Annotated in this window: 21 protein-coding genes and 3 pseudogenes (1 of these 24 only partly in view); 14 read left to right on the forward strand and 10 right to left on the reverse strand. The window is 67.2% G+C overall.

Going from position 1 to position 25,136, the window contains the following annotated elements:
* A protein-coding gene (gene xerD / locus AX767_RS02215) for a site-specific tyrosine recombinase XerD (protein ID WP_068628249.1) crosses the window boundary here: on the reverse strand, nt 1-904 show its 5' portion. Its footprint begins 11 nt before the window's first position; 904 of the gene's 915 nt are visible here — the first part of the coding sequence; it begins with the start codon at nt 902-904; its stop codon lies off the left edge, out of view.
* A gap of 67 nt (nt 905-971) precedes the next feature.
* Nucleotides 972-1,946 (reverse strand): tripartite tricarboxylate transporter substrate binding protein BugE, encoded by a 975-nt coding sequence (locus tag AX767_RS02220; RefSeq protein WP_068628250.1) that lies wholly within the window; start codon nt 1,944-1,946, stop codon nt 972-974.
* A 98-nt stretch (nt 1,947-2,044) separates the two neighbouring features.
* On the opposite strand from AX767_RS02220, the gene AX767_RS02225 reads away from it, so the two are divergent.
* Nucleotides 2,045-2,962 (forward strand): AEC family transporter, encoded by a 918-nt coding sequence (locus AX767_RS02225; protein ID WP_068628251.1) that lies wholly within the window; start codon nt 2,045-2,047, stop codon nt 2,960-2,962.
* On the opposite strand, the pseudogene queG reads toward AX767_RS02225, so the two are convergent.
* Nucleotides 2,928-4,009, reverse strand: a pseudogene (queG, locus tag AX767_RS02230) (tRNA epoxyqueuosine(34) reductase QueG). The gene AX767_RS02225 and the pseudogene queG sit on opposite strands and share 35 nt — an antisense overlap.
* 57 nt (nt 4,010-4,066) lie before the next feature.
* Between queG and tsaE the strand changes: the two are divergent.
* The 3 genes and pseudogenes from tsaE to AX767_RS02245 all read left to right on the forward strand — a co-directional run bounded on the left by tsaE (nt 4,067) and on the right by AX767_RS02245 (nt 6,408).
* Nucleotides 4,067-4,558, forward strand: a complete 492-nt coding sequence (tsaE, locus tag AX767_RS02235) for a tRNA (adenosine(37)-N6)-threonylcarbamoyltransferase complex ATPase subunit type 1 TsaE (RefSeq protein ID WP_068628254.1) — start codon at nt 4,067-4,069, stop codon at nt 4,556-4,558.
* Nucleotides 4,555-6,014 (forward strand): annotated as a pseudogene (locus tag AX767_RS02240) (N-acetylmuramoyl-L-alanine amidase). Before tsaE ends, AX767_RS02240 begins: the two are co-directional and overlap by 4 nt.
* Before the next feature lie 112 nt (nt 6,015-6,126).
* Complete coding sequence (locus AX767_RS02245; protein ID WP_068628256.1) at nt 6,127-6,408, forward strand: glycine zipper domain-containing protein; 282 nt, start codon at nt 6,127-6,129, stop codon at nt 6,406-6,408.
* Between the two features lie 55 nt (nt 6,409-6,463).
* On the opposite strand, the gene AX767_RS02250 is transcribed toward AX767_RS02245, so the two are convergent.
* Entirely contained in the window at nt 6,464-7,126 is a 663-nt protein-coding gene (locus tag AX767_RS02250) for a DedA family protein (protein WP_068628258.1), read from the reverse strand.
* A 48-nt stretch (nt 7,127-7,174) separates the two neighbouring features.
* On the opposite strand from AX767_RS02250, the gene mutL reads away from it, so the two are divergent.
* The 7 genes and pseudogenes from mutL to AX767_RS02285 all read left to right on the forward strand — a co-directional run bounded on the left by mutL (nt 7,175) and on the right by AX767_RS02285 (nt 14,867).
* Nucleotides 7,175-9,031, forward strand: a complete 1,857-nt coding sequence (gene mutL / locus AX767_RS02255; RefSeq protein ID WP_068628260.1) for a DNA mismatch repair endonuclease MutL — start codon at nt 7,175-7,177, stop codon at nt 9,029-9,031.
* A gap of 114 nt (nt 9,032-9,145) precedes the next feature.
* A pseudogene (locus tag AX767_RS02260) lies at nt 9,146-10,029 on the forward strand (alpha/beta hydrolase).
* An 81-nt stretch (nt 10,030-10,110) separates the two neighbouring features.
* On the forward strand, nt 10,111-11,301 hold the full coding sequence (locus AX767_RS02265; RefSeq protein WP_237288526.1) for a multidrug effflux MFS transporter: 1,191 nt from the start codon (nt 10,111-10,113) through the stop codon (nt 11,299-11,301).
* On the forward strand, nt 11,291-12,232 hold the full coding sequence (gene miaA / locus AX767_RS02270; protein ID WP_156480937.1) for a tRNA (adenosine(37)-N6)-dimethylallyltransferase MiaA: 942 nt from the start codon (nt 11,291-11,293) through the stop codon (nt 12,230-12,232). Before AX767_RS02265 ends, miaA begins: the two co-directional genes overlap by 11 nt.
* Nucleotides 12,229-12,882: an ABC transporter ATP-binding protein gene (locus AX767_RS02275; protein WP_068628267.1), complete on the forward strand. Its 654-nt coding sequence runs from the start codon at nt 12,229-12,231 to the stop codon at nt 12,880-12,882. The genes miaA and AX767_RS02275 overlap by 4 nt, the downstream gene beginning before the upstream one ends.
* Before the next feature lie 7 nt (nt 12,883-12,889).
* Nucleotides 12,890-14,170: a 3-oxo-tetronate kinase gene (gene otnK / locus AX767_RS02280; protein WP_068633258.1), complete on the forward strand. Its 1,281-nt coding sequence runs from the start codon at nt 12,890-12,892 to the stop codon at nt 14,168-14,170.
* 4 nt (nt 14,171-14,174) lie between these two features.
* A complete protein-coding gene (locus tag AX767_RS02285; RefSeq protein WP_068633256.1) occupies nt 14,175-14,867 on the forward strand; it encodes a class II aldolase/adducin family protein in 693 nt (230 codons plus the stop codon).
* A 24-nt stretch (nt 14,868-14,891) separates the two neighbouring features.
* Here AX767_RS02285 and AX767_RS02290 read toward each other — a convergent pair whose 3' ends face one another.
* Together AX767_RS02290 and AX767_RS02295 are read right to left on the reverse strand one after the other, a co-directional pair.
* Nucleotides 14,892-15,680 carry a YoaK family protein gene (locus AX767_RS02290; RefSeq protein WP_068628269.1) on the reverse strand — a complete coding sequence of 263 codons (789 nt, stop codon included), beginning with the start codon at nt 15,678-15,680 and terminating at the stop codon, nt 14,892-14,894.
* A gap of 14 nt (nt 15,681-15,694) precedes the next feature.
* Nucleotides 15,695-16,660, reverse strand: coding sequence for a threo-3-hydroxy-L-aspartate ammonia-lyase (locus tag AX767_RS02295; RefSeq protein WP_068628271.1), 966 nt, complete (start codon nt 16,658-16,660; stop codon nt 15,695-15,697).
* A gap of 146 nt (nt 16,661-16,806) precedes the next feature.
* On the opposite strand from AX767_RS02295, the gene AX767_RS02300 reads away from it, so the two are divergent.
* From AX767_RS02300 to AX767_RS02310, 3 genes are read left to right on the forward strand one after another with little or no spacing between them, the layout of a single operon-like run.
* Nucleotides 16,807-17,340 (forward strand): GAF domain-containing protein, encoded by a 534-nt coding sequence (locus tag AX767_RS02300; RefSeq protein ID WP_068628273.1) that lies wholly within the window; start codon nt 16,807-16,809, stop codon nt 17,338-17,340.
* Nucleotides 17,341-17,376: 36 nt separating this feature from the next.
* Nucleotides 17,377-19,983 carry an ABC transporter permease gene (locus AX767_RS02305; RefSeq protein ID WP_068628275.1) on the forward strand — a complete coding sequence of 869 codons (2,607 nt, stop codon included), beginning with the start codon at nt 17,377-17,379 and terminating at the stop codon, nt 19,981-19,983.
* Nucleotides 19,980-21,050: a lipocalin-like domain-containing protein gene (locus tag AX767_RS02310; protein WP_443082764.1), complete on the forward strand. Its 1,071-nt coding sequence runs from the start codon at nt 19,980-19,982 to the stop codon at nt 21,048-21,050. Before AX767_RS02305 ends, AX767_RS02310 begins: the two co-directional genes overlap by 4 nt.
* A gap of 24 nt (nt 21,051-21,074) precedes the next feature.
* On the opposite strand, the gene AX767_RS02315 is transcribed toward AX767_RS02310, so the two are convergent.
* The 4 genes from AX767_RS02315 to AX767_RS02330 are packed head-to-tail and all read right to left on the reverse strand — an operon-like array spanning nt 21,075 to nt 25,112.
* Nucleotides 21,075-22,013 (reverse strand): SMP-30/gluconolactonase/LRE family protein, encoded by a 939-nt coding sequence (locus AX767_RS02315; protein WP_068628277.1) that lies wholly within the window; start codon nt 22,011-22,013, stop codon nt 21,075-21,077.
* A gap of 17 nt (nt 22,014-22,030) precedes the next feature.
* A complete protein-coding gene (locus AX767_RS02320; protein WP_068628279.1) occupies nt 22,031-23,017 on the reverse strand; it encodes a branched-chain amino acid ABC transporter permease in 987 nt (328 codons plus the stop codon).
* 12 nt (nt 23,018-23,029) lie between these two features.
* Entirely contained in the window at nt 23,030-23,905 is an 876-nt protein-coding gene (locus tag AX767_RS02325) for a branched-chain amino acid ABC transporter permease (protein ID WP_068628293.1), read from the reverse strand.
* Between the two features lie 10 nt (nt 23,906-23,915).
* Nucleotides 23,916-25,112, reverse strand: a complete 1,197-nt coding sequence (locus AX767_RS02330; protein WP_068628295.1) for an ABC transporter substrate-binding protein — start codon at nt 25,110-25,112, stop codon at nt 23,916-23,918.
* Nucleotides 25,113-25,136: the final 24 nt, after the last annotated feature.

Below are 25,136 nucleotides of genomic sequence, written 5' to 3' on the forward strand. Positions count from 1 at the left end.
GATGGTGCTTCGCATGCAGCTGCTTGAGCCGCTCCCGCGCCACATGCGTATAGATCGTCGTCGTCGAAATATCGGCGTGCCCCAAGAGCAGCTGGACTGCACGCAGGTCCGCGCCGTGATTGAGCAGGTGGGTCGCAAAGGCGTGCCGCAAGGTGTGCGGCGACAACGGCACGTGAATCCCGGCGGCAATCGCCTGTTTCTTGACGATGATCCAGAACATCACCCGCGTCATCCCGGCACCGCGCGCGGTCACGAAGAGGTCTGGCGTTTGCTGTCCGTCGAGAATGCCAGGCCGCGACTCCTTCAGGTAGCGCTCGATCCAGCGCCGCGCTTCGCCTCCGAACGGCACCAGCCGCTCCTTGCTGCCCTTGCCCAGGATACGCAGCACGCCGTCGTTCAGGCTCATGTCGATCACCTTGAGCGCGACCAGCTCGCTCACCCGCAAGCCACTTGCATACATCACCTCCAGCATCGCGCGATCGCGCAGTCCGAGCGGCGACTCGACGTCCGGTGCGCCCAGCAGGTCGTCGACCTGTTTTTCCGACAAGGTCTTCGGCATGCGCATGGCCTGTCGCGCCGGCACCAGCCGCAACGTCGGGTCGGCTGCAATGCGGCGTTCGCGCAGTGCCCAGCGGTAGTACCGCTTGAACACAGTGAGCCGTCGGTTCGCCGACGTGGCCTTGCCTTTGTCCGCCAGCTTGGCGCCCATGTAGGCCTGCAGGTCGTGTTCGCGAACGGCATCCAGCGCGGTGCCGCGCGGCGCCAACCAGCGCGCCAGCAATTCGAGATCGCGCCGGTAGGCCGCCAAGGTGTTCTTCGACAAACCGTGCTCAAGCCACAACGCATCCACGAACTCATCGATCTCAGGGGTCGCGACAACGATGTGTTCTTCCTGCTCAGTCATGCGCGACAAGATAGCAAACAAAAAAAGCCGCCCGGAGCGCGAGCGGTTTTTTGTGGCCTTGCGGATGTCAGTCGAGCTTGAGCTTCTGCCTGACCACGACGTCCTTGTAGATCTCGAACTCGGCCTTGATCTGCGCGGCGAACTGTTCCGGCGAGTTGGCGATGATGATCGAACCCGTCTCCTCAATCTTCTTGCGCGCCGCCGGATCATCGACCGCCTTCTTCACGCCGGCCGCGATCTTGTCGACCACTTCCTTCGGCAGCCCCTTCGGCCCCAGGATGCCGTAGTACGCCATGCGATTGACCGGCTCCAGGCCCACTTCCTTGAAGGTCGGCACGTTCGGCAGCTCCTTCAGGCGCTGCGGCGCCGACACCACGATCGGCACCAGCTGGCCGGCCTTGATGAACGGCATGGCCGACGGAATGTTGTCGAACATGATCGGCACGTGCCCTGCGACCACGCCGTTCAGCGCAGGGCCGGCGCCGCTGTACGGAATGTGCGTGACGAAAGTGCCGGTCAGGCTCTTGTAGAGCTCCATCAGCATGTGGCCGATGCCGCCGGTGCCCGACGATGCATAAGAGTACTTGCCCGGATTCTTCTTGAGCTCGGCCACGAACCCGGCGTAATCCTTGGCAGGGAAATTCGGGTTGACCGCAATGATGTTCGGCGTCGCGGCGATGTTCGTGATCGGCGTGAAATCCTTGATCGGGTCGTAAGGCGTCTTCGGATTGATCGCCGGATTGGCTGCGGTGCTCGACACGGTGGCCACGCCCAGCTTGTAGCCGTCGGGCGCAGCGCGCGCGGTCTCAGCCGCACCGACGATGCCGCCGCCACCCGGCTTGTTGATCACGACCACCGGCTGGCCCAACGCCTTGGCGAGCGGCTCGGAGATCACGCGCGCCACGATGTCGGTGGTGCCGCCCGGTGCGAATGGCACCTGCAGTTCGATCGGTTTGGTGGGATAGCCCTGCGCCCAGGCAGGCGCAGTGAGCGTGGCGAGCACGGTGGCGACCGCAAGCGCGTTCCATTGGCGACGTTGCATCAGCAAACTCCTTGGAGAAATCGGTTGAACGGAATCGAGCATGCTAGCGACAGACCCGCGCGCAACGCGCTCTGGAATACCCACGGAACTGCCGGTTTATCCTCGAGCCTGTGACCTACGCACAGCTGCTCTTCCCGGATTTTTCGCTCATCGTCATCGGCTGGTTGCTCTGCCGCTTCACCGCGCTGGACCGCAGCGTGTGGGACAAGGTCGAGAGCCTCGTCTACTACTTTTTGTTTCCGGTGCTGCTGTTCCACTCGATCGTGCGCAGCCCGCTCGACTTCGGCGCGATGTCGCACCTGATCACCGCCGGCGTCGGCCTGGGCCTGTGCGGCATCGCGCTCGCCTATGCATTGCCGTTCCTGCCGTGGATCGGCACGCACATCGACCGACGCGACCACGCCGCCAGTGCGCAGGTTGCGTTCCGCTTCAACTCCTTCATCTGCCTGGCCCTGGCCGAACGGCTGGCCGGCGCGCCCGGCCTGCTGATGATCGCGGTCCTGATCGGCGTCGGGGTGCCGATGCTCAACATCGCGGCGGTCTGGCCGATGGCGCGCCATGCGCAGACCGGCTTTTTGCGGCAACTGGTGCGCAATCCGCTCATCGTCGCCACCGCAATCGGCCTCATCGCCAACCTGCTCGGCTTTTCGCTGCCGTGGTGGGCCGACCCAACCTTGACGCGAATCGGCAGCGCAGCGCTGGCGCTCGGCCTGCTGGCAGCCGGCGCCGGCATGCAGTTCGCCACGCTCGGGCGCGGCAAGGTGCTGGCGATGTCGGTCTTGACGATCCGGCACCTGCTCCTTCCGCTGACTGCATGGGGGTTGGCACTTGCGCTCAAACTCGACCCCGCGCAAGCCACCGTGCTGATGGCGTTTTCTGCCGTGCCGACGGCGTCGAGCGCCTACGTACTGGCAGCGCGCATGGGCTACAACGGGCCGTTTGTGGCCGGGCTGGTCACGCTGTCGACTGTGCTCGGCGTGCTCAGCCTGCCGTTTGCGCTGGCCCTGCCTCGCTAGGCACCGCCGACCGGCGGCGCTGCGCGAGGGCCCATTCGACGTGCTCGCGCACCAACGCGCTCGAATGAGCCGCACGGGTCTGCAGCGCCGCCTCTGCCGCTGTGTCGCCCGCCCGCAGTGCGTTGCCCAATGCCACCGCGATGTTGCGCAGCCAGCGCTCGTGGCCGATGCGCCGGATCGGGCTGCCCTCGGTGAAGCGCAAAAACGCCTCCTCCGTCCATGCGAACAATGACGCCAGCTGCTGTCCCTTGAGACCTTCGCGCTCGTCGAAATCCGGCAGCGCGCTCTTCTTGGCGAACTTGTTCCAGGGGCAGATGAGCTGGCAGTCGTCGCATCCGTAGATGCGATTGGCGATCAGCGGACGCAGCTCCAGCGGGATCGGCCCGGCGTGCTCGATCGTCAAATAAGAGATGCAGCGTCGCGCATCGAGCCGGTGCGGCGCGACGATCGCCTGCGTCGGGCAGATGTCGATGCAGGCGCGGCAACTGCCGCAATGCGGCGTCACCGGCGCGCTGTGCGGCAGCGCAACATCGACGTAGATCTCGCCCAGGAAGAACATCGAGCCTGCCTCGCGGTCCAGCACCAGCGTGTGCTTGCCGCGCCAGCCCTGGCCACTGCGCGACGCGAGTTCGGCCTCGAGCACGGGGGCCGAATCGGTGAAGCAGCGGTGGCCGAACGGGCCCAGTTCCCGGGCAATGCGATCGGCCAGCCTCTGGAGGCGCGAACGCAGCACCTTGTGATAGTCGCGGCCTCGCGCATAGACCGACACGATGCCCTCACCGGGCCGCGCCAGCCGCTCGAACTCGACCGCCTGCCAACCTGGGTCGGTGCCGCGCGGCAGGTAATCCATGCGCGCGGTGATCACGCTGACCGTGCCGGGCACCAGCTCGGCAGGCCGCGCCCGGCGCATTCCGTGCGCGGCCATGTAGGCCATCTCGCCATGAAAGCCGTTGTTCAACCACTCGCCGAGACCGGCTTCGGCATCGGCGAGATCGACGCCTGCAATGCCGATTTGGGAGAATCCAGCTCGCGGGCCCACCCGCCCATAGAAGCCACGAATTCACGAGTCACGCGTTGAGTACCGATCACCTGCCGATTGTAGAAATGCCTGTTGTCACCTTGCAGTGGCCCAGCGAAGCCGACGCCGAGGCCTTTGCGCGCACGCTGGCAGAAGCGCCAGCGTTGCGCGACGCGTTCCTCACTCTGCATGGTGATCTGGGTGCCGGCAAGACGACCTTCGTGCGTCATTTGTTGCGTGCGATCGGCGTCACCGGCCGCATCAAAAGCCCGACCTATGCGGTCGTCGAGCCTCACGAAGCACCCGACGGACTGGCTGTTTTCCACTTCGATTTCTATCGTTTCGGCGATCCGCGCGAGTGGGAAGACGCCGGTTTTCGTGACATTTTTGCCGGACCAGGCCTGAAGCTCGCCGAATGGCCTGACAACGCGGCGGGCCGCATCCCGCCTGCAGACCTTGCTATTAAAATAGAAGCAATGACAGACGACTCCCGTACCGTGATTCTTGAAGCGGCAACACCGCGCGGCCGCGAGCTCCTCGCGCATCTGGTGGCAGCCCCCACCCCCCGTTTCGCATGAAGCGCCGCGACCTGCTGCAGGGCGGAACTCTGGCGATGCTCCTCGGCGTGCAGCAGATCGCACGCGGCGCGACCATTCTGGCCGTGCGGGTCTGGCCCGCCGCCGACTACACGCGCGTGACGATCGAATCCGACGCACGGCTGCAAACGCAGCAACTCACTGTTGGCAGCCCCCCGCGGCTCGCAGTCGACATCACCGGCATCGACCTCAACCCGCAACTGCGCGAACTGGTCGGCAAGATCAAGCCGGGCGACCCGTACATCAACGGTTTGCGCGTCGGGCAGTACGCGCCGAACGTCGTGCGCATCGTGTTCGACCTGAAGCAGGCGGTGGTGCCGCAAGTTTTTTCGCTTGCGCCGATCGCGGCCTACCGCGACCGTCTCGTGCTGGATCTGCATCCCGCCGAAGCCATCGACCCGATGGAAGCGCTCATCGCCGAGCGACTGCGCGATGCGCCCAAATCCACTGCCAAGGGGGATGCGCCCGATGCCACCGTGGCCGGCGCCGCGCCCCGCGATACGCCGCGACCGCCAGCTCCGGCGGGCGATGCGCTGGGCGATCTGATGGCCCAGCAATCGATGCGTCCGACGCCCGCCGTGCCGGGCCGTCCGGCTGCGCCGCCACCGGCGGCGGCGCCGGCATTGCCGCCGCTGGTCGGCAACATCCCGCTCAGGCCAGCACCGATACCGACGCCCGCGCCTCGCATCGTCACGGCAACGGCCAGCCGCACCGACCGAATCATCATCATCGCGCTCGACCCGGCCACGGCGGTGAAGACCCCGGTGCGATCGGCCCGGCCGGCACGCGCGAGAAAGACATCGTGTTGCAGGTCGCGCACAAGTTGCGCGACCGCATCAACGCGAGCAGCGTCGCAGGCAATCCGATGCGCGCCTTCCTCACGCGCGATGCCGATTTCTTCGTGCCGCTCGGCGTGCGCGTGCAGAAGGCGCGTCGCGTGCAGGCCGACCTGTTCGTGAGCATTCACGCCGACGCGTTCACCACGCCCGCCGCGCGCGGCGCGAGCGTGTTTGCCCTGAGCCAGCACGGCGCGTCGAGCAGTGCAGCGCGCTACATGGCGAACAAGGAAAACCAGTCCGACAAGGTCGGCGGCATCAACGTCGGCGATCACGAGGCGCAAGTGCAGCGCGCGTTGCTCGACATGAGCACGACGGCGCAGATCAACGACAGCCTGAAGCTCGGCACGGCGATGCTCGGCGAAATCAAGAACGTCGGTGCGCGGCTGCACAAGGGCTCGGTCGAGCAGGCCGGCTTCGCGGTGCTGAAGGCGCCCGATATCCCGAGCGTGCTGGTCGAGACCGCGTTCATCAGCAATCCCGAAGAAGAAGCCAAGTTGCGCAGCGCCGCCTACCAGGACGACCTGGCCGATGCGCTCATGCGCGGCATCCAGCGTTACTTTGCGCAGAATCCGCCCCTGGCACGCAGTCGCGAGCTGTAGTTTTCGCGCAGGCATCTCTCGCGCTTTCGCGCACGCGTGCGCGTCTGGCTCCTACAGAACGCGACACGCCGCCTTGGTTAGAGTGGCATATCACTCAATCAAAGGTGGACACATGCAAACACGTCTTTGGATCGCGGCCGTTGCCGCCACTTCGGTCATGACCTTGGCGGGCTGCGCGGGCACGGGCCCGAACCAGCAAATCGGCGTGGCCGGTGGCGCGGTTGGCGGCGCGTTGCTCGGCAATGCGATCGGTGGCAACACCGCTGCCACGGTTGGCGGCGCGGCCATCGGCGGTCTCATCGGCAATGAAGTCGGCAAGGGTGCCGACCGCCGCAACCAGGATCGTTATTACAACAACGGTGGCTATTACCCCAACAACGGCCCGCGCTACTGAGCGCCAGCTGCATCAGGAACAAAGGGCGTGAATCACGCCCTTTTTTTGTGCCCGCTCAGCCCTCCGAGCGGGCTCTCGCCTTCTCGGCCTTGCTCGCGCGCCAGGCACCGAAAATCGCGATGAGGCCGGGCACAAAGATCAACGCCCAGATGATCTTGTCGAGATGTTCCCGCACCGCCGGCAGGTTGCCAAAGAAATAGCCGGCCGTCGCGATGCCGAACACCCAGATGAACGCGCCCACGACGTTGTACATCGTGAATTTCGCGCGGTTCATCTCGGCGACGCCGGCCACGAACGGCGCGAAGGTGCGAATGAACGGCATGAAGCGCGCAAGGATGATCGTCACGCCGCCGTAGCGCTCGTAGAAACCATGGGCTTGATCAAAGGCCTTGCGGTTGAAGAACCGCGAGTTCTCCCACTGGAACACCTTCGGCCCGAAGTAGCGTCCGATGCTGTAGTTGCACTGGTCGCCCAGAATCGCCGCGACCACCAGCACGCCGCAGGCAATCGGATAACTCATCAAACCTGCGCCGCACAGCGCGCCGACGATGAAGAGCAACGAATCCCCCGGCAGGAAGGGCATGACCACCGCACCCGTCTCGACGAACACGATCAGGAACAACAGCGCATACACCCACGGCCCGTAGGCGATCACGAAGGCCTCGAGGTGTTTGTCGATGTGCAGGATGAAGTCGACGAAAAAGCTGATGATTTCCATAGGTCGGGCATTATCCGGGCACGCGCACGCGCCTTCTAGAATGGCCTTGTGAGCGCCCTCCCCTCGTCCCTCCCCGCCGCGTTCACCGCGGCCACGCGCCGTCCGATTCGCGAACTTCCCGACGAACTGATCAGCCAGATCGCCGCCGGCGAAGTGGTCGAACGACCCGCCTCCGTCGTTCGCGAACTGCTCGACAACGCACTGGATGCAGGCGCGCGTCAAATCACCGTGCGGCTGGCTTCGGGTGGCGTGCGGCTGATCTCGGTCGAAGACGACGGCCAGGGCATCCCGCGCGAAGAACTCATCGTGTCGCTGCGCCGTCATGCGACCAGCAAGATCTCCAGCCTCGGCGATCTCGAAACCGTCGGCACGATGGGCTTTCGGGGCGAGGCGCTGGCCGCGATCAACGCCATCGCCGACCTGACGATCTCGTCGCGCTATGCGCATGCCGACACCGACGGTGCCTGGGCGCTCGACGGGCGCACCGGCGAGTTGCGCCCGGTGGCGCGCGCCACGGGCACCACGCTCGAAGTTCGGGAGCTGTTCTTCGCGACCCCGGCACGCCGCAAGTTCTTGAAGACCGACGCCACCGAGCTCGCGCACTGCGTCGAATCCGTGCGCCGGCACGCGCTGGCCCGGCCCGACGTCGGCTTTGCGGTTTGGCACGACGGCAAGCTGGTCGAACAGTGGCGGGCCGCGGATGGCGCCCAGCCGCGCGACCAGCGGATGGCCGATGCGCTGAGCGACGAGTTCGTGACGCGCAGCATCGAAGTCGACCACACGCACGGCCCGGTGCGCGTGACCGGTCGTGCCGGCATTCCCGACGCGGCACGCGCGCGTGGCGACCAGCAGTTCTTCTATGTGAACGGCCGGTTCGTACGCGACAAGGTGCTGTCGCACGCGGTGCGCAGTGCCTACGAAGACGTGCTGCATGGCCAGCGGCAGCCGGTTTACGCGCTGTATCTGGAGATCGACCCCTCGCGCGTCGATGTGAACGTGCACCCGACGAAGATCGAAGTGCGTTTTCGCGATGGCCGCGAGGTGCACCAGGCGGTGCGCCATGCGATCGAAAATGCGTTGTCGGCACCGCGCGCCGGCGAGGCACTGAACCCGGTCGCCACGCCTTTCTTCAAGCCGAGCCTGCCGGCCACGCCAGCCCCGTGGGCGCAACCGGCCATTCATTTCGCGGCGGAGCGCACCCCGGGCGGCTTCGGCGATTCCCTCGCCATGTGGCCTCAATCGCCGCCGGAAACGGCGGCTGCGCCGCCGACCTACGCCGCGCGGGCACCCGACACGCCCTCGCTCGCCACGAACGACGAAGCGTGGCCGCTCGGGCGCGCGCTGGCCCAGTTGCAAGGCATCTACATCCTGGCCGAGAACAGCCAGGGTCTGGTGATCGTCGACATGCACGCGGCGCACGAGCGCATCGTCTACGAGCGGCTCAAGTTGCAACTTGACGGTGCCGCGATCACCAGTCAGCCCTTGCTGATCCCCGCGACCTTCGCTGCCACGCCGCAGGAGGTCGCGACGGCCGAGGCCTGCGCGGCCGTGCTGCCGACGCTTGGCCTCGAAATCACGCCTTTTTCGCCGCGCACTCTCGCGGTGCGCGCGGTGCCGGGCACGCTGGCCGACGGCGATCCGGTCGAACTGGCGCGCAGCGTGCTCGCCGAACTGGCGCAGCACGACGCCAGCACCGTGGTGCAGCGCGCCCAGAACGAACTGCTTTCGACCATGGCATGCCATGGCGCGGTGCGCGCCAACCGCAAACTGACGCTCGACGAAATGAACGCCTTGTTACGCCAGATGGAGGCGACCGAGCGTTCCGACCAATGCAATCACGGCCGCCCCACTTGGCGGCAGCTCTCGGTCCGGGAACTCGACGGGTTGTTTCTGCGCGGCCGCTGAGACAACACCCCGACAGGCTGGGGTTTTCCCGCGTCATCCGAACGGCGGGCACGGGCGTTGCGTGTGACCCTGGATTGAACTTTGCAAGTCACCGCCGGTCTGTCTGACACCTCCATGAAACGCTGGTCTTTTTTCGCTGTCGTCATCGCTGCTTTCGCCCTTTTGGCGGGCGGCTGCTCCACGCTCGACGAGCGGCAGCGGGAGTGGATTTTCCAGCCCAGCGACCGCAGCTGGGGCAACAGCGCGGCCATGACCGAGGGCATGGCCGACGTGTGGATCGACTTCAAGTCCAACATTTCCGGCGAAAACGCGCGCTTGCACGGCCTGTGGCTCGGGGGCGCACCCGAATCCGCAGACACCCCGTGCTTCTTTACCTGCACGGCGCGCGCTACAACGTGGCGGGCTCGGCGCCCCGCATCCAGCGCATGCACGAACTCGGTTTTTCGGTCCTGGCCATCGATTACCGCGGTTTCGGCAAAAGCAGCAAGGGCCTGCCGTCCGAAGAAACCGCGCGCGAAGACGCCCGCGCCGCGTGGGAATGGCTGGCCGCACGCCACCCGCAGCAGCGCCGCTACATCATGGGCCACTCGCTCGGCGGGGCCATCGGCATCGACCTGGCAGCGCATGTTCACGACGAAAGCGGCACCATCGTCGAGAGCACATTCACCTCCATCGCCGACGTTGCGGGCGGCTTCAAGTGGGGATGGTTGCCCTTCGGCCCGTTCATCACGCAGCGCTTCGAAGCGATCAAGAGCGTCAAGGACATCGGGGCGCCGCTGCTCGTGGTGCACGGCACCGCCGACAGCCTGATCAACCCGACGCTCGGGCGCAAGCTGTACGAAGCGGCAACCGTCCCCAAGCTTTTCGTGCTGGTCAAGGGAGGATCGCACCACGACACCGGCTCGATCGGCGAGTCGCAATACCGCGCCGCGCTGGGGCAGTTGTTTCGCATGAAACCACCGGCCAACGTGGTCAGCCTGCACGCGCTGCAAAGCTAGCGCGCTGTTACCCTCGGGCGCATGTTGCCCTCTGCCGCAGCGGCGGCTCCGAATTCCGCGGCGCTTCCCTCTTCCTCCTTCATGTCGCCGGGCCTCGTCGTCGTGCTGCTGGCGTTGTTGCTGGGCATCCAGCCAGTCACGACAGACCTCTACCTGCCGGCGCTGCCCGCGCTCACCACTGGCTTCGGTGCGCCGGTGGCGCATGCACAGCTCACGCTCACGGCCTTGCTGCTCGCCTTCGGCTGCGCGCAGCTGGTGCTCGGACCGCTTTCGGACCGCTTCGGCCGCCGGCCGGTGTTGCTTTGGGGCCTGGCCGCGTATGTGATCGGCGCCATCGGCGGCGCGCTGGCACCCTCGATGGTGTGGCTGATCGTCTGGCGTGCGCTGCAAGGCGCGGCCATGGGGGCTGCCGTGATGTGCGCACGCGCGGTCGTTCGCGATCTCTATGTGCCGGCCGATGGCGCGCGCGTGATGTCGCGCGCGCTCACCGGTCTCGGCGTGATCGCCTGCCTCTGCGCGCCGGTCGGCGGCCTGGTGTCCGATGGCTTCGGGTGGCGCATCGCGTTGCTGGTGCCGGCGCTGTTCGGCGCGGTCACGCTTGGGCTCATTGCGCTGCGTTTCGGCGAGACGTTGGCGGTGCGCAACCCGCAGGCGTTGCACGCACAGACGCTGCTGCGCACCTGGTCGATGGTGTTGCGGCATCCGACCTTCCTCGCCTTCACCGCACTCACGACCTGCGCCTATGCGGTGCTCTTCACTTTTCTTGCGGCCTCGTCCTTCGTGTTCACCCAGGTGCTCGGCCTCACGAAAACGCAGTACGGCCTGGTGATGCTGTGGAATTCGCTCGCCTACATCGCCGGCACCTTCCTGTGCCGCTTCTGGCTCGCGCGGCACGGGGTGCGCGGCTGCGTGGCGCGGGGCGGCGTGCTGTCGCTCGTCGGCGGCACGGTGATGGGCGGGCTGGCGCTGGTCGGCGTGCAGTCGGTCGCAGCCATCGTGGTGCCGCTCACTCTCGTGATGCTGGGCCACGGGGTGCATCAGCCCTGCGGCCAGACGGGCGCGGTCGGCCCCTTTCCGAAAGCCGCCGGCGCGGCATCGGCGCTCAACGGATTTGTGATGATGCTGGCAGCCTTCGGCATCGGCGGCTGGCTCGGCACGCACCTCGACGGCACGGCCCGCCCGCTCGCTTTCGGCATGTGGTTCTGGAGCGTGTGCATCGCGCTCTGTGCCTGGACCCTGGTGCAGAAGTTCGGGGAACCGAATGGCCGTTGACCTGCGCTATGTCGCCATCGCCGGCCCGACCGCCAGTGGCAAGACCGCTGCCGCGATGGCCATTGCGCGCACCCGGCCCGTGGAAATCGTCAGCGTCGATTCGGCGCTGGTCTACCGCGGCATGGACATCGGCACCGCCAAGCCCACGCCCGCCGAACGCGACGAGGTGAGGCACCACCTGATCGACATTCGCGATCCGCGCGACGCCTACAGCGCCGCGGCTTTCGTTGACGACGCGACCCGGCTCATCGGCGAGATCACGGCGCGCGGCAACCTGCCGCTGCTGGTCGGCGGCACGATGATGTACTTCAAGGTGCTGATCGACGGCATCGACGCGATGCCACCGGCCGACCCCGCGTTGCGCGCCACGCTCGAAGCCGAGGCCATCGCCATCGGCTGGCCTGCCATGCACGCACGGCTCGCGCTCGTCGATCCAGTGACGGCCGCGCGGCTCTCGCCCAACGACAGCCAGCGCGTCCAGCGCGCGCTCGAGGTGTGGCACGCCAGCGGACAGCCGCTTTCGCATTTCCATGCCGCGAAGAAGGCAACGAACGCTGCCGAAAGCGCTGGCACTGCCGTTCTCTTCTCGCTCGAAACCGACGACCGTGCCTGGTTGCATGCGCGCATCGCGCGGCGCTTCGACGCGATGCTCGCCAGTGGCTTCATCGACGAGGTGAAAACGCTGCGCGCGCGCGGCGACCTGCAACCCGACCTGCCGTCGATGCGCTGCGTCGGCTACCGGCAAGCCTGGGAAACGCTCGACGGCGACTGGCCCATCTCCGAGTTGCGCGAGCGCGGCATTGGGGCCACGCGCCAGCTCGCCAAGCGGCAGATGACCTGGCTGCGCAGCATGCCGGCGCGCCGCGTGATTCCGTGCGATGCCCCCGATGCCATCGCGCACATCGTCCAGCAAGTCAACGCCCTCTCATGACGCTTTCGCTCCACCACCTCGGCAAGCACTACGGCGAAACGCCGGTTTTCGAGCATGTTTCCGTCGACGTCGCCAGCGGCGAATTCGTGGCCATCGTCGGCGAATCGGGCGTCGGGAAATCGACGCTGCTCAACTGCATGGCAGGCCTCGACAGCTGGGACGCCGGCACGATTTCGCACGACGGCACCGACATCGGCACGCTCGACGCCGAACAGCGTGCGCTCTGGCGCCGCAACCACGTTGGTTTCGTGTTTCAGGCGTTCCACGTCTTGCCGCATCTCGATGTGGCGCAGAACGTGGGATTGCCGCTCATGCTGCTCGGGCGCAGCGACCCGGCGCGCGTCGAGCGGATGCTCGACGTGGTCGGCCTCGGCGGACTGGGCGCGCGACTGCCCCAACAGCTTTCCGGCGGCCAGTTGCAACGCGTTGCGATCGCCCGCGCGTTGGTGCACAAGCCCGCGCTGCTGCTCGCCGACGAGCCGACCGGCAACCTCGACCCGACCACCGCCGCGAAGGTCATGGACGTGCTGCTCGCACAAACGCGCGAGCATGGCGCGTCGTTGGTGCTCGTCACGCATTCCGAGGCGGCTGCCGCGCGTGCCGACCGGGTGCTGCATTTGCGCGCCGACGGGATCGCCGCGGATGTTTAATGCAGTGATGAAAGCACCTTTTCTCGGCTGCATCGCCGACGACTTCACCGGCGCCACCGACCTGGCCAACAACCTCGTGCGCGCCGGCATGCGGGTGGTGCAGAGCATCGGCGTGCCCGACGCCCCGCTCGACACCGACGCCGATGCCATCGTCGTCGCGCTGAAGTCCCGCACGATCCCGGCCGCCGAGGCGGTGGCGCAATCGCTCGCGGCCTTGAAGTGGCTGCGGGCGCAGGGCACGCAGCAGACTTACTTCAAGTACTGCTCGACCTTCGACTCGACCGCCGAGGGCAACATCGGCCCGGTGACCGACGCGCTCATGGATGCGCTGCAAATCGACTTCACCATCGCCTGCCCGGCCTTCCCCGAGAACGGCCGCACGGTGTTCAAGGGCTACCTGTTCGTCGGCGACGAGTTGCTGCACGAATCGGGCATGCGCAACCATCCGCTGACGCCGATGACCGATTCGAACCTCGTGCGCGTGCTGCAGGCACAAACGACGCGACGCGTCGGGCTCATCGACCATCGCACCGTGGCAGGGGGCACGGCTGCGATCGAGACGCGCATCGCGGCGCTGCGCAGCCAAGGCGTGTCGATGGCCATCGTCGACGCCACCGACAACGAAGATTTGATGCAGATGGGGCGCGCGTTCGCCACCTTGCCGCTCGTCACGGCGGGGTCAGGCGTCGCGATCGGACTGCCACAGAACTTCGGCCTCGACGCCGTCGCGGGTGCCGCGCAGTTGCCAGCAGCGCGCGGAGGGCGCGCCATCGTGTCGGGCAGCTGCTCGACGGCAACCAACGCGCAGGTCGCAAATTTCATCGGCCATGGCGGCGCGGCTTTCGCGATCGATCCGTTGCGGCTGGCCGAAGGCGCCGACGTGGCGAGCGAAGCGCTCGCGTGGGCAGAGGAGCAACTGGCCGATGGCCCGGTGCTGGTTTACGCGACGGCGCAGCCTGACGCGGTGCGCGCCGTGCAGGCGCAACTGGGCGTGGCCCACGCCGGCGAGATCGTCGAGCATGCGATGGGCGCCATCGCCCGCGGGCTGGCGGAACGTGGTGTCGGGCAGCTCATCGTCGCGGGTGGCGAAACCTCAGGCGCGTGCGTGCAGTCGCTCGGCATCACGACGCTTCGCATCGGCCCGCAGATCGCGCCCGGCGTGCCCTGGTGCCACGCCGCTTCGCCACACGCGAAGGATGGCGGGCTGCACATTGCGTTGAAATCAGGCAACTTCGGTGCGGTCGATTTCTTCACGCAGGCCTTCGCGACGCTTGGACGCGACGCGTGATGCGATGAACGAATCGACTGCACGCGAAGAAATCTGCCGCGTCGGCCGCAGCCTGTTCGACCGCGGCTACGTGCATGCGACCGCAGGCAACATCAGCGTGCACCTGCCGGCGTCCGAGGGCGGGGGTTTCCTCATCACCCCGACCGATGCCTGTCTCGGCTTTCTCGAACCCGCACGCCTCGCGCACCTCGACGCAGAAGGCGTGCAACTCGGCGGCGATCGCGCGAGCAAGACCCTCGCGCTGCACCGACGCATCTACGCGGCGAGCGTCACCACGGCCGCGCCGGCCGGCTGCGTGATCCACACCCACAGCACGCACTGCGTTGCGCTGACGCTCGGCCCCGACGTGTGCACGACCGCGCAGGGGCCCGAGCTCCTGCCCGCGCTCACGCCCTATTTCGTCATGAAGGTGGGCCACGTGCCGTTGATCGGTTATGCGCGGCCCGGTGCGCCCGAGGCCGCGGCCGAGGCTGAAGCCGCGATCGCGCGTTATCACGCGGCCGGCACACCGATCCGCGCGGTCATGCTGGCGCGCCTGGGACCGAACGTCTGGCACGAGACCCCGGCAGCGGCAATGGCGGTGCTGGAGGAGCTGGAAGAAACGGCGAAATTGTGGGCACTCCGCGCGCCGGATGCACCGCTACTCGACGCTGCGCAGATCGATCAATTGCGGCAGCAGTTCGGCGCGCACTGGTGAGGGCCGACCCCGCCCGATGGCCGCTCAGGGGGGCGCGCCGGGATGGACCCATTTCCCGAACAGCGCAAGCAGGGTGCGGGAGCGTGGGATGTCCCGCAGAAATGGTGGAACCGACAGCACCAGCAGCAACGCGGCGAGCGGCACCACGCAAATGAATCCGAGGTATTTGAAGCCGAGTGCCCCCGCCACGCCACCGAGCACGAACATGCCGATCAGGCCACCGGCCAGCGTCATGCGCAGCCGGTCTTCACGCGCCTGCGCCATCGGCGGCCTGCGACTCGCGTTCCAGTAGAGCAGCTTGCCCATCGCCATGCCGAGGTCGGTGATGTTGCCCGTCATGTGCGTCGTGCGGATGCTGCCGCTGGAGGTCTTCGACGCGACAGCGTTCTGCAAGCCCATCATGAAAGACAGCAGCAACACCGTGAGCGGGACTGCAAACGGCGTGCTCCATGTGAGCGTGACCGCGCCCATCAGGCCGAAGGGAAACATCATCAGCGCCTCCAGCAGCAACGGCAACGCATAGACGCTGTGCAGCCGATGCTGGCGACCCCAGTTCACCAGCACCGCGCACAACGCCGCACCCGAGACAAAGGCCAGGATCGCACCGAGCGCATTGAGTATCAGCCGCGGGTCGAGCAACACTGCGCCGTCGGCCAGCTGTGAAGCGAAGCCGGTCATGTGCGAGGTGTACATGTGCAACACGAGAAAGCCGCCGGCGTTGAGCGCGCCTGCGTTGAAGGCGAGCAGCAGACCGAGCGCGCGGTTCGTCGAAGGCGCCCGATGGCGGTTGGTGAGGAAGCGGAGCCGGCGCATCGGGCGAGCGCGCCTCAGGTTCCGGCCAACAGCGCCGCGTAGCGGGCAAGGTCGACGTTGCCGCCGCTCACCACCACGCCCACGCGTTGTCCCACCAGCGCGTTCCCTGCCGCGCACGCCGCCGCGAAAGCCAGACAACCGGTCGGCTCGACCACCATCTTCATGCGCTCCGCGAAGAAGCGCATCGCCTCGACCAGCTGCGCATCGCTCACCGTGACGATGTCGTCGACGTCGCGCCGGATGATGCCGAAGGTGTAACGGCCCAGATGCTGCGTCTGCGCGCCATCGGCGATGGTGCGCGGCGTCTCGATGTGCACGATGTGCCCCGCCCGCAGCGACTGCTGCCCATCGTTGCCGGCTTCGGGCTCGACCCCGTACACCTTGCAGCGCGGCGACAGCGCGCGGGCCGACAGCGCGGACCCGCCGGTGAGGCCGCCACCGCCAAGGCAGACGTACAGCGCATCGAGCTCGCCAACTTCTTCGATGAGCTCTTTCACCGCCGTGCCCTGCCCCGCGATCACGTCGGGGTGGTCGTAGGGCGGGATCAAGGTCATGCCGCGCTCGGCCGCGAGGCGCTGCGTGAGCGCTTCGCGGTCTTCGGTGAAGCGGTCGTACAGCACGACCTCGGCGCCGTAGCCGCGCGTCGCCGCGAGCTTGGCGGCCGGCGCATCCTTCGGCATCACGATCACGGCCGGCATGCCGAGCAGGCGCGCCGACAGCGCAACCGCCTGCGCATGGTTGCCGGAGGAAAACGCGATGGCGCCAGCCTGGCGCTGTGTCGCGTCGAATTTCGACAACGCGTTGAAGGCGCCGCGAAACTTGAACGCGCCCATGCGCTGGAAGTTCTCGCATTTGAAGAAAAAGCGTGCGCCGTAGCGTGCGTCGGCCGTGGCGGAACGCAGCACCGGCGTGCGATGCGCATGGCCTTCAAGACGCGCGGACGCCGCGATCACGTCGTTGTAGGTCGGAAGTTCGGTCATCGGATGTCGAGGTGGCGCGCAAAGGGACAATTCTGACGCCATGCCGGCCCAACGGTGCGTCGATCCGCGAATTACGGCGGCTTTTGAAGCTCTGCGCGTCCCCCGGGACTACATGCCACGCCTCGACGACCCCTAGCATCCACGCCATGACAACGCGCGATGCCGTCGACAAGGCGATGACCGAACTTCTGGTCGCGACTGGCGACCTGCGCGAGCGCGGCATCGATTCGGCGATGAACCGGCTGCTGAAGCTGATGCGCGAAGAACTGCAGATGGACGTGGCTTTCGTGTCGGAGTTCGTCGGCGGCGAGCGCGTGATGCGCTATGTCGACGTCGGACCGCGCGCCGAGGCCATCGCGCCGGGCCTGTCGCATCCGATGGACGCCACACTGTGCCAGCGCGTGATCGACGGCCGCCTGCCGCAGGTCGTGCCAGACCTCCTCGCCCTGCGCGAGACGGTGGACCTGCCGGTGTTCGACATCGAGATCCGAGCACATCTGAGCGTGCCGGTGCAGCGGCACGACGGGCGCATCTACGGCACTTTGTGCTGCTTCAGCCTCAACCCCGACCCGAGCGTGGGCGAGCGCCACCTGCGGCGCCTCGAAATGTCGGCGAAGCTCGCGGGCCGCTTGCTCGACGAAGCCGACGGCGTCGCGACGCCACCCACTTCACCCGACTGAACACGCGGGCGCCGACGCATCGGCACAATCGCTGCCATGCGCGCCCTGCTCACCACTTTTTCCTGGCAGGAGCTGCGCCACCACCCGTGGCGCAACGCAGCCGCCGTCGTCGCGGTGATGCTCGGCGTGGCGCTCGCGTTTTCGGTTCACCTCATCAACGCCTCGGCACTCGACGAGTTCTCCAGCGCGGTGCGTTCGGTCAACGGCCAGCCCGACCTTGAACTGCGCGCGGTGCAGCAGGGCGGCTTCGACGAAGCGGTCTACGCGCGTGTCGCAGGGCATCCGCAGGTGTTGCTCGCGAGCCCGGTGCTGGAAGTGCAAACGGTGGCGGCGCCATCGACCGACACCGACGCGCCCAACGCGCCGATTGCACTGCGCGTGATCGGCGTCGACGCGCTGGTGCTGCCGACCATCGCCCCCGCGCTGATGCCTTCGCCTTCAGGGACCGCCGAGCGCTTTTCGTTGTTCGCACCCGACACGGTTTTTCTCAACGCCGCAGCCCGCAGCGCGCTCGGCGAGGCCGCAACGACGGTGCAACTGTCGAGCGACGGGCAATGGCGTCGGGTGCAGGTCGCGGGCACCGTGGCCGCGGGCGGCACGGCCCTGGCGGTGATGGACATCGGCGCGGTGCAGGACCTGTTCGGCCGCACCGGTCGGCTCACCCGCATTGACCTGCGGCTCGTGGCGGGCGCCGATCGCACCGCGTTCATCCGGTCACTCGAAAGCGCGCCGGACTGGCCGGCCGGCATCCGCATCGCCGAGCCGGGCGATTCGGCCGAGCGCGTGAGCAATTTGTCGCGCGCCTACCGGGTGAATCTCACGGTGCTGGCGCTGGTCGCGCTGTTTACCGGCGCGTTCCTGGTCTTCTCGGTGCTCGCGCTCAGCGTCGCCAAACGCGCGCAGCAGTTCGCGCTGCTCGGCGTGCTGGGCCTCACACCGAGGCAGCGACTTCGGCTGGTGCTGGTGGAATCCCTGGTGCTCGGCGTGATCGGCAGCGTGACCGGTATCGCGCTTGGGACCGCACTCGCGGCCTTCGCGTTGCGCGTGCTGGGCGGCGATCTCGGTGGCGGCTATTTCGACGGTGTCGCACCTGTGCTGCACTGGCGCACCGGCGCGGCGCTGGTCTACGGCGGGCTCGGTGTGCTCGCGGCGCTGGTCGGCGGCTGGTGGCCCGCGCGCGCTGCGCAATCGCTGCCGGAGGCGCAGACGCTCAAAGGTCTGGGCGCCGCGCCGGCGCAGGGTCGCGGGCATCGCATCGCCCTGGTCCTGATCGCAGCAGGGGCGTTGCTTGCCGGCGCACCGGCCGTGTTCGGCATTCCCATCGCCGCGTACCTCTCGGTCGGCCTGCTGCTGGTCGGTGGCATCACGGCGCTGCCATGGCTGATCGCGCTGCTCTACGACCGCGTGGCGCCGCTGTTCGCGCAACGCCTGTTGCCGATGCTCGCCATCGAACGCGCACGCCGCATGCGCGGCACTGCGGCGGTGGCGGTGAGCGGCGTGGTCGCGAGCCTGAGCCTGGCGGTCGCGCTCACCGTGATGGTCGCGAGCTTTCGCGACTCGGTGACGCGATGGCTCGACGTGGTGCTGCCGGCCGACCTCTACGTGCGGTCCAGCGTGGAGGGCAGCAAGAGTGGCGGCGCGGCCGCGAGCAACGCCGATGCGGCGCCGTTCACCCCGGCCTTCGTGCAGGCGCTCGCGCAGATTCCCGGCGTTGCACGCACCGGCACGCAGCGCACGCGCGCGCTGCTACTCGAAGCGACGCGGCCCGCCGTCACCCTCGTTTCGCGCAGTCTCGACGACGACGCATCGCGCTCGCTGCCGCTCGTGGGCGCCGCGGTGCCGGTGCCTGCAGGGCAGATCGGCATCTACGTGAGCGAGGCGATGGTCGCGCTGTACGGCGCGAAGCCGGGCACCGTCTTCGCGCCGCTTTCCAGGGCGTTCGTGCCGGCGGTGACGGCGACGGCGCAACCCGCGGTCTTTTTCGTGGCCGGCGTGTGGCGCGACTACGTGCGGCAGTTCGGCGCCATCACGATCGACGCGCGCGACTTCGAGCGACTCACCGGCGACCGCAGCGTGAGCGACGTGTCGCTGTGGCTCGCACCCGGCGCCAGCGAGGCCGATGTGCAGACCGCCGTGCGCGCCGTCGCCGCACGCGCGACCGGCGAGGCCGCGGTGCCGGTCGAGATCGCCTCGGTGGGCCAGATCCGCGCGACCTCGCTGCGCATCTTTGATCGGAGCTTTGCGGTGACGTACTGGCTGCAAGGGGTCGCGATCGCGATCGGCCTGTTCGGCATCGCGGCCAGCTTCAGCGCGCAGGTGCTGGCGCGGCGCAAGGAGTTCGGGTTGCTCGCGCACCTCGGCTTCACCCGGCGCCAGGTGCTTGGGATCGTCGCCGGCGAAGGCGCGGCGTGGACGGCGATCGGCGCCGTCGCGGGTCTGCTGCTAGGACTCGCGGTGTCGGTCGTGCTGGTGAAGGTGGTGAACCCGCAGAGCTTCCACTGGACGATGGATTTGCTGGTGCCGTGGCTGCGGCTCATCGCGCTGTGCGCGGCGGTGGTCGCGGCCGGCACGGTGACGGCATGGCTCGCGGGGCGGGCCGCGGCAGGCCGCGATGCGGTGCTGGCGGTGAAGGAAGACTGGTGAACATCACGCCCCCACGCGGCCGCCTGTCGCGTCGTCATCTCTTGCTGGCCGCGCTGTTCGCACCGACCGCATGGGCGTTGCCGCCGCGCACGCTCCAGTTCCCGCGCGACTTCGGCAGCCACCCGGATCTTCAGACCGAGTGGTGGTACATCACCGGCCACGCCCACGATGCGGGGGGACGGGAATTCGGTTTCCAGGTGACCTTCTTCCGCTCCCGCATCGATGCGACGCAATCGATGCGTTCAGGCTTTGCGGCCAAGCAGATGATCTTTGCGCACGCAGCGGTCACCGACCTGCAAGGACGCGTGTTGCTGCACGACCAGCGCATCGCACGCGCGGGCTTCGGCATCGCATCGGCCAGCGAGACCGACACCGACGTGCGCCTGCGCGACTGGTCGCTGGTGCGGCAGGACGGCCGCTACCAGGCGCGCATTGCGGCTGGCGAATTCGGGCTCGACCTGCGCTTTACGCCGACGCAGCCGGTGCTGCTGCAAGGCGCCGCCGGCCTCTCTCGCAAGGGCCCGGAAGAGGCGCAGGCCAGCTACTACTACAGCGAGCCGCAGCTGGCGACACAGGGTCGCGTCACGCTCAAGGGTCGCGCCTTCGACGTCACCGGCACGGCGTGGCTCGACCATGAAGCCAGCGATGCAGTGCTGCACCCCGACGCGGTCGGCTGGGACTGGATCGGCATGAACCTGGACGATGGCAGCGCGCTCACTGCTTTCCATTTGCGGCGACGTGACGGCAGTGCGCTGTGGGCCGGCGGGTCGATGCGCACGCGCGCCGGCGTGCTGCGTGTGTTCGGCGCCGACGAGGTGCGCTTCGAAGCCGAGACCGCATGGACCAGTCCGCGCACTGAGGCGCGCTACCCGACGCGATGGCGCGTGCACACGCCGGCCGGCGCCTTCAGCGTGCGCGCCCTGCTCGATGACCAGGAACTCGACAGCCGCGGCTCGACCGGGGGCGTGTACTGGGAGGGCCTGAGCGAGTTGCTCGATGCAGGCGGCCAGCGCGTAGGGCGTGGCTACCTCGAGATGACCGGCTACGCGGCCCCGCTCAAGCTCTGACGGCGCTCGGCGCTGGCAACTTGTTCAGCCGCCCGGCGCGCCTTGCGTGTTCACGTACAGCGCATAGAGCGACTGGCTCGCCGCCATGAAGAGCCGGTTGCGCGCGACGCCGCCGAAGCAGAGGTTGGCGCAGCGCTCGGGCAGCGCGATGTGACCGATCGGCGTGGCGTCGGGCGCGAACACCCGCACGCCGTCATGGCCCTCGCCCATGCCCCAGCCGGCCCACAGGTTGCCATCGACATCGCAGCGGAATCCATCGGGGGCACTGTGCGCACCGCACTGGACGAACACGCGGTCGTTGACGAGTCGCCGTCCGTCATCGGCCAGATCGAACACGCGGATTCGTCGCGGCGATGCGCCGGACTCGACCACATACAGCCGCTTCTCGTCGGGCGAAAAGCAAAGACCGTTCGGGCGCGCCACGTCGGCACTCACGACGGTGGCCACGCCGGTCTGACCGTCCACGCGGTAGATGTTCGTCGGCAACTCGGCATCGGCCTTGCCGCCTTCGTGGTGCGCAAGGATGCCGAAGGGTGGGTCGGTGAACCAAATCGAGTCGTCCGTTTTCACGACGATGTCGTTCGGCGAATTGAGGCGCTTGCCGTCGAAGCGATCGAGGATCACGGTGAGGCGGCCGTCGTACTCGGTGCGCGTCACGCGCCGCTCGCCGTGCTCGCAACTCAGAAGGCGGCCTTGCCTGTCGCGCGTGTGGCCGTTGGCGAAGCGCGAAGGCTGGCGAAACACGCTGGAGGCGCCGGTCGCCTCGTCCCAGCGCATCACGCGGTCGTTGGGCAGGTCGCTCCAGAGCAGCGTGCGCTGATCACCGAACCAGACCGGCCCTTCGGCCCAGCGAAAGCCGGTCGCGAGCCGCTCGACAGCGGCGTTGAAGAGAACGTACGGGGCGAAACGCGGGTCAAGAATTTCGACCGCCGGATCGGGGTAACGCAACGCCGGCTGCCACATGGTCTGCGTCCGTCGTGTCAGCCGTGGCGACCGCGCCGCCGGTCGATGAACGCGATGATCTCGCCCATGATCCCCTTGCGGAAGGCCAGCACGCAAATCACGAAGATCAGGCCGGTGACCATGGTCACCGACTCGCCGAGCGTGTTGAACCACTCGACACTCGTGAGGCGCGCGAGGAAGCTGCCGAGTTCGCCGATCTTGTTCTCGAGCAGCACCACGACCGCCGAGCCGACGAGCGGACCCGACAGCGTGCCGAGGCCGCCGACCAGCGTCATGAGGATGACCTGCCCCGAGGCCGTCCAGTGCACGTCGCTGAGCGTGGCGAAACCGAGCACCAGCGTCTTGAGAGAACCGGCCAACCCGGAGAGTGCGGCCGAGATCACGAAGGCGAGCAGCTTGAAGCGGCTGACGTCATAACCCAGCGACAGCGCGCGCGGTTCGTTTTCCTTGATGCCCTTGAGCACCTGGCCGAAAGGCGAATGGATGGTGCGCACGATGACCAGGAATGCCGCGACCACCACCACCAGCGCCACGTAGTACATCGTGAGGTCGTTCGAGAGGTCGACGACGCCGAAGAGCTTGCCGCGCGGCACGCCCTGAAGGCCGTCTTCGCCGCCGGTAAACTTGGCCTGCAGCGCGACGAAGAACATCATCTGCGCCAAGGCCAGCGTGATCATCGCGAAGTAGATGCCCTGACGGCGAATGGCCAGGATGCCGAAGAGCCAGCCGAGCAGTGCCCCGGTCAGCGTGCCGCAGAGCAAGCCGAGCTCGGGCGTGAGACCCCACACCTTCATCGCGTGGCCCGCCACGTAGGCCGAACCGCCCAGGAAGGCCGCATGGCCGAAGGACAGCAGGCCGGTGTAGCCGAGCAGCAGGTTGAAGGCGGAGGCGAACAGTGCGAAGCACATGAGCTTCATCACGAACACCGGATAGGCGCCGAAGAAGGGCGCGACCAGGAGCGCGAGGAGCAGCAGCGCGTAGACGACGGGAGTGATTTTTTTCATGGCGCGATCCGCTTATTTCTCTTTGCCGAACAGGCCGGCGGGGCGGATGAGCAACACGATCACCATGATCACGAACACCACGGTCGAGGACGCTTCGGGATAGAAAACCTTGGTCAAACCCTCGATCACGCCGAGGCCCAGGCCGGTGAGAATGGCGCCCATGATGGAACCCATGCCGCCGATCACGACCACCGCGAACACCACGATGATGAGGTTCTGCCCCATGAGCGGCGTGACCTGGATCACCGGCGCGGCCAACACGCCGGCGAAGGCGGCGAGCGCACAGCCGAACGCATAGGTCAGCGTGATCATCAACGGCACGTTCACCCCGAAGGCTTCGACCAGCCGCGGGTTTTCGGTGCCGGCCCGCAGGTAGGCGCCGAGCCGGGTTTTCTCGATCACGTACCACGTGGCGAAGCACACGGTGAGCGAGGCGACCACGACCCAGGCGCGGTAGTTCGGCAGCACCATGAAGCCGAGGTCGGTTGCGCTGGCAAGCGCGTCGGGTGCGTCGTACGACAGGCCCGACACGCCGTAGATCGAGCGGAACACACCCTCGATCAGCAACGTCAGCCCGAGCGTGAGCAAGAGTCCGTAGAGATGATCGAGCTTGTAGATCCAGCGCAGCAGCAAGCGCTCGATGACGACGCCGAAGAGCCCCACCACCACCGGCGCCAGCAACAGCATCACCCAGTAGTTGATGCCGAAATACTCCATCGCCATCCAGCTCAGGATGGCGCCCAGCATGAACAACGCGCCATGCGCAAAGTTGATCACGTTGAGCAGACCGAAGATCACTGCCAGCCCGAGGCTCAGGATCGCATAGAACGAACCGTTGACCAGCCCCAAGAGGAGCTGGCTCAACAGAGCGGGCATTGATATGTTCATGAACGCGCGATCACTTCCAGAGTGCGCAACGGGATTCGGCCTTGGTCGTGAAGACCTCGTCGCCCTTCAGCTTCTGGACGACCTTGTAGTAGTCCCACGGCTGCTTGGATTCGGCCTGCGACTTCACCTGCATCAGGTACATGTCGTGCACGAAGCGGCCGTCGGCACGCACCATGCCCTTGGCGTAGAAGTCGTCGATCGGGGTCTTCTTGATCTGCGCCATCACCGTGTCGGCATCGACCGTCTTGGCGGCCTGCAGCGCCTTCAGGTAAGTCATGGTGGCGGAGTAGTCGGCGGCCTGGATGTCGGTGGGCATGCGCTTGGTCTTCTCGAAGAAGCGCTTGCCGAAGGCGCGCGTCTTGTCGTCGAGGTTCCAGTCCCAGCTGGTCGTGAGCAGCAGGCCCTCGGTGTTCTTCAGGCCCAGGCTGTGCACGTCGGTGATGAACACCAGCAGGCCGACCATCTTCATGCTCTTGTTGATGCCGAATTCCCGCGCCGACTTGATCGCGTTCTGGGTATCGCCGCCAGCGTTGGCCAGTGCCAGCACCTGCGCCTTGGAGTTCTGCGCCTGCAGCAGGAACGAAGAGAAGTCGGAGGTGTTGAGCGGTGCCTTCACCGAACCCAGCACGGTGCCGCCCTTTTCCTTCACCACCTTGGTCGCATCGGCTTCGAGCGCCTGGCCGAAGGCGTAGTCGGCTGTCAGGAAGTACCAGCTCTTGTCGCCGCGTGCGATGACTGCGGCGCCAGTGCCCTTGGCGAGCGCGACCGTGTCGTAGGCGTAGTGCACGGTGTACGGGCTGCACTGCTCGTTGGTAAGGGCCGAGCTGCCGGCGCCGTTCACCATGAAGACGCGCTTCTTCTCCTGAGCGATCTTGGCCATGGCCAAACCCGTGCCCGAGCTGGTGCCGCCGAACAGCATCGTGAGGCCCTGCGTGTCGATCCACTCGCGCGCCTTGGAAGCGGCGATGTCGGCCTTGTTCTGGTGGTCGGCCGTGAGCAGCTCGATCGGCATGCCATTCACCTTGCCGCCGAAGTCGTCGATGGCCATCTGGATGGCGGTCGCGCCGCCCTTGCCTTCCACGTCGCCGTAGAGGCTCGACATGTCGGTGATGAAGCCGATCTTGACCTTGTCCTGCGCCTGCGCGGCAGCTCCGGCAAAGAGGGAGAGTGCGATGACGGCGGCGATAGCGATGTGGGTGCGTTTCATGGGTCTTCCTTGGGGTTACGGGCG

The organism is Variovorax sp. PAMC 28711 (genome assembly GCF_001577265.1).
Taxonomy (GTDB): domain Bacteria; phylum Pseudomonadota; class Gammaproteobacteria; order Burkholderiales; family Burkholderiaceae_C; genus Variovorax.

Coding starts and splice junctions, on each gene's coding strand:
- AX767_RS02220 (WP_068628250.1), bottom strand. CDS start 1,946: ATGCAACGTCGCCAATGGAACGCGCTTGCGGTCGCCACCGTGCTCGCC.
- tsaE (WP_068628254.1), top strand. CDS start 4,067: ATGCCTGTTGTCACCTTGCAGTGGCCCAGCGAAGCCGACGCCGAGGCC.
- AX767_RS02245 (WP_068628256.1), top strand. CDS start 6,127: ATGCAAACACGTCTTTGGATCGCGGCCGTTGCCGCCACTTCGGTCATG.
- AX767_RS02250 (WP_068628258.1), bottom strand. CDS start 7,126: ATGGAAATCATCAGCTTTTTCGTCGACTTCATCCTGCACATCGACAAA.
- AX767_RS02265 (WP_237288526.1), top strand. CDS start 10,111: ATGTCGCCGGGCCTCGTCGTCGTGCTGCTGGCGTTGTTGCTGGGCATC.
- miaA (WP_156480937.1), top strand. CDS start 11,291: ATGGCCGTTGACCTGCGCTATGTCGCCATCGCCGGCCCGACCGCCAGT.
- AX767_RS02275 (WP_068628267.1), top strand. CDS start 12,229: ATGACGCTTTCGCTCCACCACCTCGGCAAGCACTACGGCGAAACGCCG.
- otnK (WP_068633258.1), top strand. CDS start 12,890: ATGAAAGCACCTTTTCTCGGCTGCATCGCCGACGACTTCACCGGCGCC.
- AX767_RS02285 (WP_068633256.1), top strand. CDS start 14,175: ATGAACGAATCGACTGCACGCGAAGAAATCTGCCGCGTCGGCCGCAGC.
- AX767_RS02290 (WP_068628269.1), bottom strand. CDS start 15,680: ATGCGCCGGCTCCGCTTCCTCACCAACCGCCATCGGGCGCCTTCGACG.
- AX767_RS02295 (WP_068628271.1), bottom strand. CDS start 16,660: ATGACCGAACTTCCGACCTACAACGACGTGATCGCGGCGTCCGCGCGT.
- AX767_RS02300 (WP_068628273.1), top strand. CDS start 16,807: ATGACAACGCGCGATGCCGTCGACAAGGCGATGACCGAACTTCTGGTC.
- AX767_RS02305 (WP_068628275.1), top strand. CDS start 17,377: ATGCGCGCCCTGCTCACCACTTTTTCCTGGCAGGAGCTGCGCCACCAC.
- AX767_RS02315 (WP_068628277.1), bottom strand. CDS start 22,013: ATGTGGCAGCCGGCGTTGCGTTACCCCGATCCGGCGGTCGAAATTCTT.
- AX767_RS02320 (WP_068628279.1), bottom strand. CDS start 23,017: ATGAAAAAAATCACTCCCGTCGTCTACGCGCTGCTGCTCCTCGCGCTC.
- AX767_RS02325 (WP_068628293.1), bottom strand. CDS start 23,905: ATGAACATATCAATGCCCGCTCTGTTGAGCCAGCTCCTCTTGGGGCTG.
- AX767_RS02330 (WP_068628295.1), bottom strand. CDS start 25,112: ATGAAACGCACCCACATCGCTATCGCCGCCGTCATCGCACTCTCCCTC.